This is a genomic window from Candidatus Kosakonia sp. 282A-S69, assembly GCF_029433855.1.
Classification (GTDB): Bacteria; Pseudomonadota; Gammaproteobacteria; order Enterobacterales; family Enterobacteriaceae; genus Kosakonia; species Kosakonia cowanii_A.
This window is the reverse complement of record NZ_JAROAU010000003.1, coordinates 632,207-648,560: the sequence shown is the minus strand read 5'-3', so window position 1 is coordinate 648,560 and position 16,354 is coordinate 632,207. Positions and strand designations below refer to the sequence as shown.

At 56.4% G+C, this 16,354-nt stretch carries 18 protein-coding genes; 8 read left to right on the top strand and 10 right to left on the bottom strand.

Going from position 1 to position 16,354, the window contains the following annotated elements:
* Nucleotides 1–3: 3 nt before the first annotated feature.
* The 8 genes from fliM to fliF form a co-directional block, all read right to left on the bottom strand.
* Nucleotides 4–1,005, bottom strand: coding sequence for a flagellar motor switch protein FliM (gene fliM / locus PU683_RS08770; protein ID WP_277171132.1), 1,002 nt, complete (start codon nt 1,003–1,005; stop codon nt 4–6).
* 5 nt (nt 1,006–1,010) lie between these two features.
* Nucleotides 1,011–1,514, bottom strand: a complete 504-nt coding sequence (fliL, locus tag PU683_RS08765; protein WP_277171131.1) for a flagellar basal body-associated protein FliL — start codon at nt 1,512–1,514, stop codon at nt 1,011–1,013.
* 154 nt (nt 1,515–1,668) lie between these two features.
* Nucleotides 1,669–2,889 (bottom strand): flagellar hook-length control protein FliK, encoded by a 1,221-nt coding sequence (locus PU683_RS08760; protein WP_277171130.1) that lies wholly within the window; start codon nt 2,887–2,889, stop codon nt 1,669–1,671.
* 1 nt (nt 2,890) lies between these two features.
* Nucleotides 2,891–3,337 carry a flagellar export protein FliJ gene (fliJ, locus tag PU683_RS08755; RefSeq protein ID WP_277171129.1) on the bottom strand — a complete coding sequence of 149 codons (447 nt, stop codon included), beginning with the start codon at nt 3,335–3,337 and terminating at the stop codon, nt 2,891–2,893.
* A 12-nt stretch (nt 3,338–3,349) separates the two neighbouring features.
* Nucleotides 3,350–4,717: a flagellar protein export ATPase FliI gene (gene fliI, locus PU683_RS08750; RefSeq protein WP_277171128.1), complete on the bottom strand. Its 1,368-nt coding sequence runs from the start codon at nt 4,715–4,717 to the stop codon at nt 3,350–3,352.
* Nucleotides 4,714–5,427 (bottom strand): flagellar assembly protein FliH, encoded by a 714-nt coding sequence (locus tag PU683_RS08745; protein WP_277171127.1) that lies wholly within the window; start codon nt 5,425–5,427, stop codon nt 4,714–4,716. Before PU683_RS08745 ends, fliI begins: the two co-directional genes overlap by 4 nt.
* Complete coding sequence (gene fliG, locus PU683_RS08740) at nt 5,414–6,400, bottom strand: flagellar motor switch protein FliG (protein WP_277171126.1); 987 nt, start codon at nt 6,398–6,400, stop codon at nt 5,414–5,416. Before fliG ends, PU683_RS08745 begins: the two co-directional genes overlap by 14 nt.
* A complete protein-coding gene (gene fliF / locus PU683_RS08735; protein WP_277171125.1) occupies nt 6,397–8,091 on the bottom strand; it encodes a flagellar basal-body MS-ring/collar protein FliF in 1,695 nt (564 codons plus the stop codon). Before fliF ends, fliG begins: the two co-directional genes overlap by 4 nt.
* Before the next feature lie 241 nt (nt 8,092–8,332).
* Between fliF and fliE the strand changes: the two genes are divergently transcribed.
* The 8 genes from fliE to PU683_RS08695 all read left to right on the top strand — a co-directional run bounded on the left by fliE (nt 8,333) and on the right by PU683_RS08695 (nt 15,528).
* Entirely contained in the window at nt 8,333–8,668 is a 336-nt protein-coding gene (gene fliE / locus PU683_RS08730) for a flagellar hook-basal body complex protein FliE (protein ID WP_277171124.1), read from the top strand.
* A gap of 181 nt (nt 8,669–8,849) precedes the next feature.
* Nucleotides 8,850–9,701: a CheR family methyltransferase gene (locus tag PU683_RS08725; protein ID WP_277174245.1), complete on the top strand. Its 852-nt coding sequence runs from the start codon at nt 8,850–8,852 to the stop codon at nt 9,699–9,701.
* A gap of 5 nt (nt 9,702–9,706) precedes the next feature.
* Entirely contained in the window at nt 9,707–10,753 is a 1,047-nt protein-coding gene (locus tag PU683_RS08720; protein ID WP_277171123.1) for a protein-glutamate methylesterase/protein-glutamine glutaminase, read from the top strand.
* Nucleotides 10,754–10,799: 46 nt separating this feature from the next.
* Nucleotides 10,800–11,189, top strand: a complete 390-nt coding sequence (gene cheY, locus PU683_RS08715; protein WP_277171122.1) for a chemotaxis response regulator CheY — start codon at nt 10,800–10,802, stop codon at nt 11,187–11,189.
* A 3-nt stretch (nt 11,190–11,192) separates the two neighbouring features.
* The gene (cheZ, locus tag PU683_RS08710; protein WP_277171121.1) at nt 11,193–11,837 is read left to right on the top strand and encodes a protein phosphatase CheZ; all 645 of its coding nucleotides are present in this window, start codon (nt 11,193–11,195) and stop codon (nt 11,835–11,837) included.
* A 33-nt stretch (nt 11,838–11,870) separates the two neighbouring features.
* The gene (gene flhB, locus PU683_RS08705) at nt 11,871–13,016 is read left to right on the top strand and encodes a flagellar biosynthesis protein FlhB (protein WP_277171120.1); all 1,146 of its coding nucleotides are present in this window, start codon (nt 11,871–11,873) and stop codon (nt 13,014–13,016) included.
* Nucleotides 13,016–15,127, top strand: coding sequence for a flagellar biosynthesis protein FlhA (gene flhA / locus PU683_RS08700; RefSeq protein ID WP_277171119.1), 2,112 nt, complete (start codon nt 13,016–13,018; stop codon nt 15,125–15,127). Before flhB ends, flhA begins: the two co-directional genes overlap by 1 nt.
* Nucleotides 15,124–15,528: a flagellar protein FlhE gene (locus PU683_RS08695; RefSeq protein WP_277171118.1), complete on the top strand. Its 405-nt coding sequence runs from the start codon at nt 15,124–15,126 to the stop codon at nt 15,526–15,528. The genes flhA and PU683_RS08695 overlap by 4 nt, the downstream gene beginning before the upstream one ends.
* 53 nt (nt 15,529–15,581) lie before the next feature.
* On the opposite strand, the gene fliT is transcribed toward PU683_RS08695, so the two are convergent.
* Together fliT and fliS are read right to left on the bottom strand one after the other, a co-directional pair.
* Entirely contained in the window at nt 15,582–15,920 is a 339-nt protein-coding gene (gene fliT / locus PU683_RS08690) for a flagellar protein FliT (protein WP_277171117.1), read from the bottom strand.
* Entirely contained in the window at nt 15,913–16,320 is a 408-nt protein-coding gene (fliS, locus tag PU683_RS08685) for a flagellar export chaperone FliS (RefSeq protein WP_277171116.1), read from the bottom strand. The genes fliT and fliS overlap by 8 nt, the downstream gene beginning before the upstream one ends.
* Nucleotides 16,321–16,354: the final 34 nt, after the last annotated feature.

Below are 16,354 nucleotides of genomic sequence, written 5' to 3'. Positions count from 1 at the left end.
CAATTACTCCTTCTTTAAACCTAACAATGTTGAATTGTGTAATGCATCAACCTGGATGGCATATTGATTATTCGCGCTGCCGTATTTTCCGGTCATCACCGGCACGTCATTAACAAACCCGCCAAGCTGTTCGGGTTTATCCAGCGGAATAATGTCATCCGGTTTCAGTTTCATAATTCTTGAAAGACGGGTGGAGATCTCAGCAAACTTCACCACCAACTCCAGTTCGGTATCACGCATTTGCGTGGCTAACGAACTGCGCCACTGGTTATTTTCATGCTGCGAGTTTTCCAGCGGTGGATTGGTCAACAGTTCGCGAATCGGTTCAATAATGCTAAACGGAATACAGATCTGTAACTCACCGCTGTGCGACCCAATATCGACATGAAAAGGCGTGGTCACCACAATATCGTTCGGTGAAGAGGTGATATTGGTAAACTTCACCTGTAATTCAGAACGCACAAACTCAGTTTTAATTTTGAAAATTGAGGTCCATGCATAGTCATAGGCCTCACGCGCCATCGATAACATGCGCTGAATAATGCGCTGCTCGGTTGGGGTAAATTCACGTCCGTCCGCCTTAGTCGGGAAGCGCCCATCACCGCCAAACAGGTTATCCACCGCCGTGAAGACCAGATTCGGCGAGAAGACGAAGAGCGCCGTACCGCGTAACGGGTTCATGTTGATCAGATTCAGGCTGGTCATCACCGGCAGGTTACGCGCAAACTCATGGTACGGTTGAATCTTAATATTCCCTGCGGTGACGTCCGGGCTACGTCGCAAAATATTAAATAAGCCGATGCGAAACTGGCGCGCAAAACGTTCATTGATGATCTCTAGCGAATATAAACGCTCACGGACAACACGACGCTGCGTATTCGGATCGTAAGGCTTAATATTATCTTCTGGCGATGCGGGGGCAGCTGGCTCACTATTTTCAGTGTTGCTGGGCCCGCCATTCAGAAGATTGTCGATCTCATCCTGGGATAAAATACTGTCCGACATACTGATTACCGTAAGATAAATGCATTAAACAGGACGTTCGTTACCATCGGTTTCTTCTGACCCGGGATTGATGTATTAACTACATCCTGGGTTTTTTGCGCAAGCAGCTCTTTTGCCTGGTCGGTAGTTAATTCAGCCGCAGTCTGTTGAGAAAAGAGCACCAGTAAATGGCTGCGAATCTCCGGTAAATGTTGCTCCAGCAGGGTTTTCGTTTCAGCATTGGCAACTTTCAACGTCAGGCCGATATAAAGAATGCGGTCGCTGTCGTGGGCGTCCGGTTTAAGGCTGACGGTAAATGTATCGAGATCCATATAGACCGGCACTGCTTCTACGACCGGAGCGGAAGTTGCTTTACCGTCATTAATATTGGTGACCTGATTTTTTAATTTACTGATTTCCACATAGGCATAAGCGCCAATTGCGCAGACACCCAGGATAACTAACAGGATGAGTAAAATTAACAGCGGGCTTTTTTTCCCGCCTGGCGCTGCATTTTTTTTCTTCGGCATTTGATGGATAACTCTGTAGTAAAAATTAAATCAAGAATCATGCGACTGGCGAATGACCTGATGGAATGCCGTTATTTTAATACAGCACCCATCCAGGACAATTCATTGAAAAACTGAAATTAGTGTCAGCACCTTGCCAGTTCACGTCCGGCTATTAAGCGAAGGTATTGATTCCGCGCGAATAATGCATAACACGCGTTACGACGGGGGTCTCATCTTCGGGTGAATGACTCACTTCGCCCTGCCCGCTCTCAGACTTTCCTTGTCCAGATGCATTGCCGGAATAGGCATCGCCTGCCGAAGAGGGGGTGTCTGCGCCCACGCTACTCTGCCCGAGTGAGAGACCGGACTGCTCAAGCATGGTGCGCAGGGTCGGCATCGCTGACTCCAGCGCCGCACGAACGTGGTGGCTCTCGGAGACAAAATGGACCTGCGCCTGATCGTTATTCACCCGCAGGCTCACCTGCAGCGCCCCCAACTCTTCGGGATGCAGACGCAGCTCTGCGTGATGCACGCCGTTGCGGCTAAAGACGGCAATCTGCTGTCCCAGTGATTGCTGCCAGCCCGGCGTACCGACCTCCGCCTGCAACGTGGCGGTGGCAACGGTTGAGGTGGCGATCGCCGTGGCAGGAGCGGTCGCCGTCACTGGCGCGGCCTGGGCGACGATATGCGGCGTGGCAACCGGCTCCGCGGCTTTGAGATTATGCAGCGCCTGCGTCAGGCTCTCGCTGAGGGGAGCCGCCACGGGTGTGGTCGCCTGGGGGCTGCTGTCGGCAGAGGTTAACGATGGCGCTTTACCCTCAACAGTGCTCGCGGTTAACGGCATTGCGGGCTGCGCCTCGGGCCGGGCCGGCTGCGGCTTAACGCCTGCGGGCAGATCCTGTGTTGGCTTTTGCTCATCCAGCACGGCGGTGAAATTCACCTGGGTCAGCGGATCGCCTGCCTGCGGTTCAGCCGGCAGCGCAGCGGCGAGAAGCGGGCTTGCCGGAGTGGCAGCCAGCGCTGGCTCGGCGCTCACCTGCGGCAGTGCGGCCAGATCGGGCTGCGCCGTCTGTATGCCCTGCGCCAGCAGCGCATCCGCGGTGGTGGTAGCGGTATCAAGCGGCATCGGCAGGGTATTCGCCGCCTGAGTAAGCAGGTCGGCAGGTAACACCGTCGTGGCTGGCGCTGCGTCAGCGAGCTGCGCTTTTTTATCAGCGGGCTTTTTCATGCTCTCCTGCGGCGAGGCGTTCTGCCGCGCGTCTTGCGCCTCTCCTGATGAGAGCTGCTTTTTCAGTTCGCCAGCGAAGCGCCCCTCTTCCTGCGCGGACGATGCGGAAGCGGTCTGACGTGCAGCGTCAACGGTCGAGGCCGGGAGTGAATGTTGGATAATCATCTTATTTATTCCTTTGACTGGCGCGACGGGCGAACTCATCCATCATCTTCTGTTCCAGTCGGTTCTCTTTTAATAATCGCTGTGCGTCGGCACGGTTTTTCAGTGCTTCGAAAGCATTCAGCCGCTGCTTATCTTTTCTCCATGCTTCCTGCACGTTATCCACCGTGTACTGACTGGCAGATACTCTCCTGACTTGTTGCGCCACGACGCCATCCAGCGAGGTCAAAAAGTGCTGGTGCGCCTGCAGAGCCATAATGGATACGCCCTGCCCGACAATCGTTGATTGCATCTGCTCGCGATACTCTTGCGCATAGGTCTTGAGCTGATCGAGCCGTGCGGTTTCGTTAAGGTGGGTCTGGCGCGCCGAACCGAGACGGGTGGTGGTGTCGTTCAGTTTCTTCTCTGCCAGCTCGCGCAGGACATCCATCGGGTTTTGGCTCGCCATCATTTCACCTTCACATTACGCGTTGTTGTCCTGTGGGAAGAGTGCCGAAAGTCCGTTATAGGAGTCGTCATATTCACAAGACTCATGGATGCCCTGATGCAGATACGCTTCCATTTTCGGATAGAGGGCAATGGCCCGATCAAGCAGCGGATCGCTGCCGGCGGCATAGGCCCCCACGCTCACCAGATCGCGGTTGCGCTGATACGAGGAGAGCATCTGTTTAAAGCGCTGCACCTTTTTGTAGTGCGCCGGATCGATAAGCTCTGTCATCGCACGGCTGATCGAGGCTTCGATATCGATCGCCGGATAGTGGCCCGACTCCGCGAGGCGACGGGAGAGCACCACGTGACCGTCGAGGATCGCACGCGCCGAGTCGGCGATCGGATCCTGCTGATCGTCCCCTTCCGTCAACACGGTATAGAACGCGGTGATCGAACCGCCGCCTTTAATGCCATTCCCGGCGCGCTCAACCAGCGCGGGCAGTTTGGCAAACACCGAAGGCGGATAGCCTTTAGTGGCGGGCGGTTCGCCGATGGCCAGCGCGATTTCACGCTGCGCCATCGCGTAGCGGGTCAGAGAATCCATAATCAGCAGGACGTTTTGGCCGCGATCGCGGAAATCTTCTGCCAGACGAGTGGCATAGACCGCGCCCTGCATACGTAATATCGGCGAAACATCGGCCGGGGCGGCGATCACCACCGAGCGTTTAAGCCCCTCTTTGCCAAGGATGTTTTCGATAAAATCTTTCACCTCGCGGCCACGTTCGCCAATCAGCCCGACGACAATCACATCCGCTTTGGTAAAGCGCGCCATCATCCCCAGCAGCACGCTTTTACCGACGCCGGAGCCAGCAAACAGACCCATACGCTGACCGCGCCCGACGGTCAGCAGACCGTTAATGGCGCGCACGCCGACGTCGAGCACGTTTTTAATCGGATCGCGCTGTAAGGGGTTAAACGGCGGCGTAAAGAGCGGCCCGCGATCGTTGGTGTTCGGCGGCGGCAGGCCGTCGAGCGGGCGGGCGCTGGCATCAAGGACGCGCCCCAGCAGCTCCGGCCCCAGCGGCAACAGTTTGCCTTTGGTGTTGTTACCCAGTGCGTAAACCCGCGCCCCCGGCAACACGCCTTCGACGTTTTCAAGCGGCATCAGATAGAGGATCTCGCCATTAAAGCCGACCACTTCGCTCTCGACCCGCTGGATCCCCTCTTCAGTTTCACGCTCGACAATGCAGAGCGTACCGATGGGCAGCTTCAGGCCGACGGCTTCCATCACCAGGCCGGTGGCGCGGGTCAGGCGGCCGTAGCGGCGAAACAGCGGGAGCGTGGCGATGCGTTTTTCACGCTGATCGACGCCATCAAGCCATGTCTTTAGCCGCGCGGTCATAGGGAGAAGTCCTCCCGGCTCAGGGTGCAGAGTTCGTTCCAGCGGGTTTCGGTGGTGGCATCAAGCTCGCCGCCGTCAGTCGTCAGACGGCAACCACCCGGCAGCATCTGCGCATCGGTGCAGAGCTCCCAGCCGCGGGCGTGCAGTACTTCGCCAAGTTGCTCCTGAACCGAAGCAGAGGCCTCGGGGCTGATCCACAGCTTCACCTGTCCCAGCTGTTTGGTGTCCTCCTGCAACAGCTGTTGAATACGGGTCAGCAGCCAGGCGTTGGTGGTGGTGGAGACCACGCTTTCGCCCAGCAGGCTGCGCGCCGCCATCAGCGCCACCTGCACCAGCCGCGCCGGCATCACGCTGTCGAGGCTATCAAGGGTGATTTTGACGTTATCAATCAGCTGCGCGAACTCCTGCGTCTGCTGCTGCTGTAACTGGCGGTATTCGGCCATCCCTTTCTCGATGCCCTCTTCGCGCCCCTCTTCAAAGCCCTTCGCATAGCCGAGCTTTGTCCCCTCTTCCACGCCGCGCGTCTGGCCCTGGGTAAACCCTTTCTGCTCGGCCTGCTTGCGCAGGCGTGAGAGTTCAATTTGCAGCGCCGCTTCACTCGCCGGATCGCTGGCCGGGACGGCAGTGCGCAGGTCGGGCTCGCTGCCTGACGTGTCGTCGAGCAGGTTTTCAGGCCGCCAGGCGTGCCACTGGGTCTTAGACGTAGGCATCGTCGCCTCCACCAATCACAATCTCGCCGGTCTCCGCCAGACGACGCACCACCAGCAGGATCGCTTTCTGTTCGTTTTCGACCTGCGACATGCGCACAGGGCCACGGGAGTTCAAATCGTCACGCATAATGTCGGCCTGACGTTTGGACATATTGCGGAAGAACTTGTCGCGCAGCGCCTCATCAACACCTTTCAGCGCGACGATCAGCGATTCGTTGTCGATATCCTGCAGGATGCGCTGGATGCTGCGATCTTCCATATCGACCAGGTTCTCGAAGAGGAACATCTCGTCGATAATTTTCTGCGCCAGTTCCTGGTCGTATTCGCGCACCGCTTCGATAGCCGCATCTTCCTGGTGAGATTTCATCAGGTTGAGGATCTCTGCCGCCGGACGTACACCGCCCATCTTGTTGCGTTTGATATTCTGACCATGCAGCAGGTTGTTGAGCACTTCGGTCAGCTCCTGCAGCGCCACCGGCTGCACGCCGCCGAACGTGGCGATACGCAGCAGGATGTCGTTGCGTTCGCGCTCGTCGAATTTCGCCAGCAGATCGGCTGCCTGGCTGCGTTTCAGGTGGACAAGGATGGTGGCGATAATCTGCGGATGCTCATCACGGATGAGATCGAAGACCATCTGCGGCTCCATAAAGTTGAGCGTTTCGATACCGTTACGCTCATCATTGGCCTCGAGCAGATCTTCGAGCAGGCTGTTGGCGCGCTCTTCGCCCAACGCTTTCACCAGCACGCTGCGCAGGTATTCGTTGGTATTGACATCCAGCACCGCAAATTCGCCAGAATCGCGGCGGAAATCTTTCATTACCACCGCCAGCTGATCGTGGGTATAAGTGCCCATGGCGACCATGGCGCTACTGATCATGGTCACTTCATGGGTATTCAGGTGCTTAAAGACTTCGGCTGCACGCTCGTCACCGAGCGTCAGCATGACTATGGCGCATTTCTCGGCGGCGTTCATGACGACTTCTGCTCCTTATTTAGCCATTGGCGAATCACCAGCGCGATGACCTGCGGCTCCTGGTCCGCCATTTCACGCAGATGCTGCGCCTGCTGTTCGGTTTCGACGCGCTGCTGCGCTTTGGCGGTTTCCGCGCTCTGTCGTTTACGGATCTGCTCATCCAGCTCGGCCTGGCGCACCTCTTTCTCCATCTCCAGACGCTGAATCAGCATCTCCTGATGGCGGATCCAGAAGGGTTGCACCGCCTTGCGCCACAGGATCCAGGCGATCAGTGCCACAAACAGATAGCGCGCACCGGAGAGCATCAGCTTGATAAATTCAGGCTGTTTCCACAGCGGAACAGGCGCTTCCTCCTCCTGATCGGTGAAGAGGGTGTTGACGACGTTCAGCGTATCGCCGCGTTTGTCGGAGAAGCCCATCACCTCTTTAACCAGCGCATTGATCTGATCAAGCTGCGCCTTGTTGAGCGCGACCGGCTTGCCATCTTTGCCCGGCATATAGTTCACCACCACGGCAACGGAGAGACGCTCCAGCACACCGGTGTTGCGCTTAATGTGGGTCAGCGTTTTATCCACCTCGTAGTTGGTGGTCTCATCGCTCTGCTTGTTATAGGGCGTCAGGGTTTGTGTGGCTGCCGCTGCGGGTGCCGCGTTATTACCATTCGCACCGCCCTGCCGGTTGGCCTGCTGCGCTGCGGGATCTTCAAGCGGCGTCGTGACCGGTGCCGGCGGCTGGTTGCTTAACGCGCCCGGCACGCCGCCGACCGCATTTTTGCCACCCTGCTCGTTGTTGCTGCTCTGACGGCTGCGAATCGCCATATTTTCAGGGCGGCTGTTCGGCTGATACTGCTCCGCCGTCTGCTCATGCTGAGTGAAGTCAACCTGCGCCGTCACCTGGGTTCTGACGTTCTGCGTGCCGACAATCGGTGCGAGGATCGCCTGGATGCGGCGCTGATAATCAGACTCCACCTTGCGCACATATTGCAGCTGCGTGGTCTGAGTTGCCTGCGCACCGTTCTGCGACATCAGGTGGCCACTCTGATCGACAATCGTCACCCGATCGGCGCCGAGGCCCGGCACGGCGCTGGAGATCATAAAGGCAATAGCACTTACCTGACCTGAATCGAGCGTTCTGCCGTTAATCAGGTTCAGCGTCACCGAAGCGGAGGGCTCTTTACGATCCTGCAAAAAGAGCGACGGCTTCGGCATCGCCAGGTGGACGCGCGCCGAGCGCACCGGACCTAACGTTTCGATGGTGCGTGACAGTTCGCCCTCCAGCGCGCGCTGGAAGTTGACCTGCTCGTTGAACTGGCTGATACCAAACTTCTCCTGATCCAGCAGTTCAAAACCTACAGAGCCGCCCTTCGGCAACCCTTGCTGCGCCAGTTTGAGGCGCACTTCGTAGATCTGTTCAGACGGGATCTCAATGGAGCCGTCATGCTCGGCAAAACGGTACGGCACCTGCATCTGTTTCAGTTGGGTGACAACCGCACCGCCATCCTCCTCGCTAATATTGCTATAGAGCACGCGATAGTCTGGTTCTTTCGCCCAGAACATCAGCGCAATAACAATAGAAATGGCGGCCGCAGCCGCGACAAAAAAGAGGATGCGGGGGTTAGCCCGAATATTTTCGAGCACTGCCTTTACATCGACAATGCCTTTCTTTTTACTACCGGTGATTGTGGCAGTCATGCCAATGTCCTGTAAAAGTGAATGCCGAAATTAAAAGTAAAAATAATTACGGCGCGGCTCATCTGGTATGCAATTAATAAACGCAAATGTATTTCTCAGGAAAATTCCCGGATGCGTATTATCTACAGAAAGCCCGTTTTTCTAAGTGGTAATAAGGTGAAATTTGTGTCAGCTATTCACGTTATGTCGTTTTTCAGACCACATGGTAAGCTTGCGGCCAATATCTATTAAGGTCATTTTTATGTCGATGAATACATTAGGCGGCGTATTGGATCAGATTCAGTCGCAGGCCAGACAAGTCTCAGATATCAGCGCGTTAAATCCCTTTAGCGCGACGCGTAAAACAGAAAATAATTCACAATTTTCTAATATTTTACTTAACAGTATTAACAATATTAGCGGAATGCAGACATCTGCAAAACAGCAGTCACAAGCCTATCTCTCCGGCGCGGAAGGTATCGGCTTAAATGACGTGATGGTTTCCATACAGAAATCATCTATCGCTTTAAATCTTGGCGTGCAGGTGCGAAATAAGCTGGTCAGCGCCTACCAGGAAATAATGAGCATGCCGGTGTAACCGCTAAGCAATTTCTTATTATCAAATAATGTGAAAATAGTGCTGCTATTTTTCACGGCTGAATAAGTCCGGATGTTTTATTCCTGTTAATAAACTCACCGGCATATAGCCGGTGATTCATTTCAGCGTCACCTGCAATGTGCATAAAAAAACCTGTGGGTTTAAGCCAACACTTATGACAATGAGCCAGAAAAATAGACGTTCATCTGCCGAAACCTCGTCGTCCTTTCCGGGCACGTTAAGCAGCTATGAATTAGAAAAAATCAGTGCGCTGATTTATCAGCGCGCGGGGATCGTGCTGACGCCGCAAAAGAAGGACATGGTGTTTAACCGCCTCTCTCGTCGTCTGCGTGAACTGAACCTGAGCAGGTTCGAAGAGTACATCGCCCTGCTGGTGAATAACCCAACCAGCAGCGAGTGGCAGGAGTTTATTAACGCCCTGACCACCAACTTGACCTCTTTTTTCCGCGAGGCGTATCACTTCCCGACGCTGGCGAAACATGCCCAGTCGCGTCCGGGTATGTACAGCGTCTGGTGCGCGGCGGCCTCTACCGGTGAAGAGCCATGGTCAATCGCCATGACGCTGGAAGCGGCGCTGGGCCGCAGTATCACCGGCCCGCGCGTGCTGGCGACCGATATCGACACCGATGTACTGGAGAAAGCAGTGCAGGGCGTTTACCGCCTGACGGATATCGACAACCTGACCGAACAGCAGAAAAAAAGCTGGTTTTTACGCGGCACCGGCGGGCAGGCGAACATGGTGAAAATCAAAAGCGAATTTCGCAACACCGTGCAATTTCGCCAGCTCAATCTGATTGAAAGCCAGTGGGATATCCCCGCTCCTTTCGACGCCATTTTTTGCCGTAACGTGATGATTTATTTCGATCAGAACACCCAGGAGAAGCTGCTGCAGCGCTTTGCGAAGATGCTTAAGCCTGGCGGGTTGCTGTTCGTGGGTCACTCTGAACATTTTCAAAACATGAACAGTCCATTTCGTTTGCTCGGACAGTCCGTCTATCGCCTTGCGGAGTGAGAAGGATGAAAAAGATTAAGGTGCTCTGCATTGATGACTCGTCGCTGATTCGCAAAATCATGACGCGCATCGTCAATGAACAACCGGACATGGAAATGGTAGCGACCGCCCTCGATCCCATCATCGCCCGCGATCTGATCAAGCAGCATAACCCGGATGTACTCACTCTGGACGTCGAAATGCCGCGCATGGATGGCCTCGATTTTCTCGAGCGCCTGATGCGTCTGCGCCCGATGCCGGTAGTGATGCTCTCGTCGCTGACCAACCGGGGATCGGACATTACCCTCAGCGCGCTGGAGCTGGGCGCGGTTGATTTTATTACCAAGCCGGAGACCGGTCTGCAGGACGGCATGGCGCAATACAGCGAGATGATTGTCGACAAAATCCGTATGGCGTCGAAAGCGCGAGTGGCTCGCCGCGACGGTAAGCCGCAGCCGCGAAAAATTGCGCACGGCCCGCTGATTGGCAGCGAAAAGATTATCGCTATTGGCTCATCAACCGGTGGCACCGAGGCGCTGCGCCAGCTGCTGGTGCAGATGCCCGCCACCAGCCCCGGCATTGTCATTGCTCAGCATATGCCAGCCGGTTTCACCCGCTCGTTCGCCAACCGGCTCGACCATCTGTGTCAGATGTCGGTGCAGGAGGCTGAAGAGGGCGACCGCGTCCTGCCCGGTCATGTTTATATCGCGCCGGGCGGCTTCCATATGGAGCTGACGCGCAGCGGGGCGAATTATCACATCAAATTGAGTGATGACATGCCGATCAACCGTCATCGCCCGTCGGTAGATGCGCTCTTTCACTCCGTCGCGCGCTGCGCCGGGAAAAACGCCGTCGGAGCCATTTTAACGGGCATGGGCAGCGACGGCGCCGCCGGCCTGCTGGCGATGCGTGAAGCGGGCGCATGGACCATCGCCCAGAGCGAACGCAGCTGCGTGGTCTTTGGTATGCCGCGCGAAGCCATTGCCCTTGGCGCCGCGAGCGAAACCGTCGATCTGGACCATATCAGCCAGCACATTCTGAACCACTCGGCTGGCCAGGCTCGCAGAATTTAAACACCACCCCACTACCCGTTCTACTTAATGAGTTTAGGAAACAGATATGGCCGACAAGAACTTACGCTTTTTAGTTGTCGATGACTTCGCCACCATGCGACGCATTGTCCGCAACCTTCTGAAAGATTTGGGCTTTAACCGCGTTGAGGAGGCAGAAGATGGCCTGGATGCGCTGAACAAGCTGCGCGCCGACACCTTCGACTTTGTTATCAGCGACTGGAACATGCCGAATATGGATGGCCTACAGCTGCTCACGGAAATTCGTAACGATGCGAATTTGAAAACCATGCCAGTGCTGATGGTGACCGCTGAAGCGAAGAAAGAGAACATCATCGCCGCTGCGCAGGCCGGTGCCAGCGGCTACGTAGTGAAGCCGTTCACCGCGGCAACGCTTGAAGAGAAGCTGAACAAAATTTTTGAAAAGATCGGCTGGTAACTCATGACGGCGGAAAATACGCAACCTGAAGAGGATTTCAAAGGCATCTTTTCCCGCGTCGGACAGCTCGCGCGTCTGATGCGCGATAGCCTGGTCGACTTAGGCCTCGATCGCACCATTGTCGAAGCGGCCGATGCCATTCCGGATACCCGCGAACGGTTGAACTATGTAGTAGGCAAAACCGCGCAGGCCGCCGAGCGCGTGCTGACCAGTGTGGAAGAGGCGCGCCCGTTGCAGGAGGCCATCGTCAATGGCGGTGAGCAGCTGGCAGCACGTTGGGATGCCTGGTTTGCCGCCCCCGTGGAACTCGCCGATGCGCGGGAATTAGTCACCGAGACCCGTGATTACCTGAAGCAGGCACCGCAGGCGGCACGCAAAAGCGATGAGCACCTGATGGAGATCATGATGGCGCAGGACTTCCAGGATCTGACCGGCCAGGTGATTCGCCGCATGATGTCGCTGATTGAAACGGTTGAGACCGAGCTTATCCAGGTGCTGCTGGCGTATGTGCCTGAGGTGTCACAGGAGCAGCGCCAGAAAGAGGAAGAGGTGACGCTGGTCAACGGTCCGCAGGTCGACAGCAACAAAGCCGGCGTGATGGCGACACAGGATCAGGTCGATGACCTGCTCGATTCGCTGGGCTTCTAAGAGCGCGGGCGCGGCCCATGCACTGAGCAGATCATGTCAGACGAAAGCGACGTAGAAAAAACCGAAGAACCCACGCCCCACCGAAAACAGAAGGCTCGTGAGGAGGGGCAGATCCCGCGCTCGAGAGAGCTGAGTTCTTTACTGATGCTGCTGGCCGGCTGGGCGCTGCTGCTCTCCGGCGGTACTCAATTTGCGCACAACATGATGCAGCTTTTGCAAAGTGGGCTGGTGCTTAACCGGTTGCCGGTGATGGACCCGCAGTCGATGTTCCATCAGGCGCGCTTTCTGCTGGAGATGATGGGCAGTGCGCTGCTGCCCATCTTACTGGGTCTCTTTGTCACCGGGATTGCCGCGCCGATGCTGCTGGGCGGGGTCAATTTAAGCGGCAAATCGCTGAAGGTCGATCTTAAACGACTATCGCTGCTGCAGGGGCTGAAACGCCTCTTCTCCGCGCAGGTGATGTCGGAAATGCTCAAAGGCTGCCTGAAGGTGGCGCTGGTGGCATGCGCCTTCGCGCTCTACCTCTACAACAATAAAGCGCATTTCATTCAACTGGTTAATGAAGCGCTGCCCATGGCCATCGCCCACGCGATGAGCATGGTGTTTGATTGCCTGCTGATGGTGATCTTTTTCCTGCTGCCGGTGGTGGGCTACGACGTCTTCCACCAAATCACGAGTCACCTCAAGAAGCTGCGTATGAGCCGCCAGGAGATCCGTGATGAGTTCAAACAACAAGAGGGCGATCCGCACATCAAGAGCCGCATTAAGCAGATGCAGCGCGCGGCGGCTCGCAGCCGGATGATGGCCGATATTCCAACGGCGGACGTCATCGTTAACAACCCGACGCACTACTCGGTGGCGCTCTCCTATAAAGAGGGCGGCATGAGTGCGCCGACGGTGGTGGCGAAAGGTGCCGGCGATATCGCCTTAAAAATACGCGAGCTGGGCGCGCAACACCGCGTACCGATGCTCGAAGCGCCCCCGCTTGCCCGTGCGCTCTATCGCCATTGTGATATTGGCGAGCAGATCCCGGGTGAGCTTTATAGCGCCGTCGCGGAAGTTCTGGCCTGGGTATACGGCCTGCGACGCTGGCGCAGTAGCGGCGGCATTCCGCCGAAAAAACCCGGGAACCTTCCGGTTCCTGCGTCGATGGATTTCGCAACTGAGAGTAAAGACTGATGGCTAATCTCGCCAGCAAACTACGCTTACCGGCGTTTAAAGAAACCGAGTGGCAAATTATGGCCGGACCGGTGCTGATCATGCTGATTCTGGCAATGATGGTGCTGCCTCTGCCGGCCTTTTTGCTTGATACGCTCTTCACCTTCAATATCGTCCTGTCGTTGATGATCTTGCTGGTGGCGATGTTTACGCAGAAAACCCTCGAGTTCTCTGCCTTCCCGACCGTGCTGCTCTTCTCAACCCTGTTGCGGCTGGCGCTCAACATCGCCTCAACGCGTATTATTTTGATGGAAGGCCACACCGGTGCCGCCGCGGCGGGTCGGGTGGTTGAGGCGTTCGGCCACTTCCTGGTCGGCGGCAACTTCGCGATTGGTATCGTGGTGTTCGCCATCCTCATCATCATCAACTTTATGGTCATCACCAAAGGTGCGGGGCGTATCGCTGAAGTGGGCGCGCGCTTTGTGCTCGACGGTATGCCCGGCAAACAGATGGCAATTGACGCCGACCTCAACGCCGGGCTTATTGGCGAAGCCGAGGCCAAACGTCGCCGCAGCGAAGTGACCCAGGAGTCCGACTTTTACGGTTCGATGGACGGTGCGAGTAAGTTCGTACGTGGGGATGCTATCGCCGGGCTGCTGATTATGGCGATTAACGTCATCGGCGGGCTGACTATCGGCGTGCTGCAGCACGGCCTCAGCGTCGCCGAAGCGGGTGAAACTTATACCCTGCTGACCATCGGTGATGGCCTGGTCGCACAGATCCCGGCGCTGATTATCTCCACCGCCGCCGGTGTGATCGTCACCCGCGTCTCCAACGATGAAGATATCGGCGAGCAGATGGTCGGCCAGCTGTTCAGCAACCCGCGCGTGATGGTGCTCTCAGCAGGCGTTATCGGTCTGCTGGGGCTGATCCCCGGCATGCCGAACTTTGTCTTCCTGATGTTTACCGCCATTCTGCTGGGGCTGGCCTGGTGGATGCGCGGCCGCGAAATGAAGAAACCCACCACAGCCGGGCGCGGTATCGCGCGGGATGATAAAGACAGCGTCAGCGCGCAGGCCGCGAACGACCACGCTTCCGCAGAAGCCTCGTGGGAAGATGTCGAGATGGAGGATGTGCTTGGGCTGGAGGTGGGCTACCGCCTGATCCCGCTGGTCGACAGCACTCAGGATGGTCAGCTGCTGGTGCGCGTACGCGGCATTCGTAAGAAGTTCGCCCAGGAGATGGGCTTTCTGCCGCCGCCGATCCATATCCGCGATAACCTCGATCTGGCCCCCGGTCATTACCGTATTCTGCTGAAGGGCGTGGAGATTGGTGGCGGCGATATTGAGTCCGATCGCTGGATGGCGATCAACCCCGGCTATGCCGAGGGGACGCTGCCCGGCACACCCTGTGTCGATCCGGCCTTTGGTCTCCCCGCCTGCTGGATCGATGAGGTGTTGCGTGAACAGGCGCAGATCCAGGGCTTTACGGTGGTTGATCCCAGCTCGGTGATCGCCACCCACCTGAACCATCTCATCACGCTGCACACTGAAGAGCTGTTCAGCCGTCAGGAGACGCAGCAGCTGCTCGATCGCATCACCAAAGAGATGCCGAAGCTGGTGGAAGATCTGATCCCGGGCGTCATCTCGGTGACGCTGTTCCACAAAGTGTTGCAGAACCTGCTGGCCGAGCGCGTCTCGATTCGCGATATGCGCACCATTATCGATACGCTGGCGGAGTATGCGCCGGTACAGAGCGATCCGGATGAGCTCACCTCACAGGTGCGCATTCGCCTGGGTCGCGCAATCACCGCCCAGTGGTTCCGCAATGATGATGATATTAAAGTGATTGGCCTCGACAGTGCGCTGGAGAAATTGTTGATTCAGTCGCTGCAGAGCGGCAGCGCCATTGAGCCAGGCATCGCAGAAAACCTGATGCGCCAGGCCGATCGCGCCATCACCGAACAGCAGTCGCTCGGCGTCTCGCCGGTGGTGCTGGTGAACCCGGCGCTGCGTACCATGGTGTCGCGCTTCCTGCGCCGCGCCTTCCCGCAGCTTGGCGTGCTGTCGACGATGGAGATCAGCAACAACAAAACGGTGCAGATGACCGCCGTGATTGGCACCAGTGCATGAAACGCGCGATCCTGATAAGCCTGCTGCTGGCGTTGCCGGCAGCGGCTGCACCGCAACAAGGCGCCTGGAGCGCCGCGGGCATGGGCGGCAGCGTCAGCCTCGGTAAAGCGATCCTGCGCAGCCGCCCGCTGCATGCGCCTGCCCACCTCTCCCCTTCTGCGCGCGTCACCCACTTCTCCTGGCGTATCTCCCTGCTCGCCCCTCCCCCACCGGGATTACAGATTAAGCTCTGCCGTATCGAGCGGTGCATCACTCTGCCAGCGCTGGCGGGTACGCAGCGCGTAGCGATACCGTTTCCGGCCCGCGGCGAGTTTCGCTTTGTTTACTCTGTGAATCGTCGGGGTCAACTTCATCCGCCGCTTACTGTGCTGCGCAATCAATTAACCGTGAATTATCGTTAAGGTAATTAAAAAGGCTCCAGGTTGAGAATGAACCTACAGCCTTTTTTATAAACTTAATGTAATGAAGGGGCTTGATGAAGGGTATAAAGTTGGCTGCACCGGGCACCACGATGTATAGAGGATAAGTTCTGCTTTAACGTATCAAGACGCGCCCGTAAATTGCGGGTGATTTCAGCTTCATTATCGAGCAACTGTTGTAGCAGACCTTTCAGCGCCTCTTTTTCATCGGCCGAAAGGGCATCCGTACTGTTATTTAAAATATCCTGCTTCTTAATCACATAACGCGAAGCGACCTCGATAAAATCATCCCATCGCGCTTCTCTCGCCATTTCCAGAATCGCCAGATTCATCTCATACAGTTCACGGTAGTAATGAGGGATTATTTCAGCCATAGCGCACCCTTTTCTGTACCGGCTCAATCTCTTTCCACGTTGCTGCCAGCCTCATTAATAAACTATCAATATGTTTTAACGGCTCCGGGTTGTTATGCAGATTCGCCTCCAGCAGTGTGCGCGACATATATTCATACAGCCGCTCAAGATCCGCGGCGATACCTTTTCCGGTTTCATGATCGAGCGCGGCGCGTAAGCCGTTATCAATAATATTGATCGCTTTCGAAATCATTTTGCCACGCTGGGCAACATTGCCATTTTCAAAATGGATAGCAGCTTGCAGGATGGCGCTGTGGGCGCCGTCAAATAGCATAGTGATTAACTGGTGTGGCGTTGCGCCGGCGAGCTTGCTTTGCAGCGAAACCTGCGCATAGGCGTTTGTACCTTGTGATGCATACATAAATAGCTCCTCGAAGCAGGCCGGCGACGGCCTG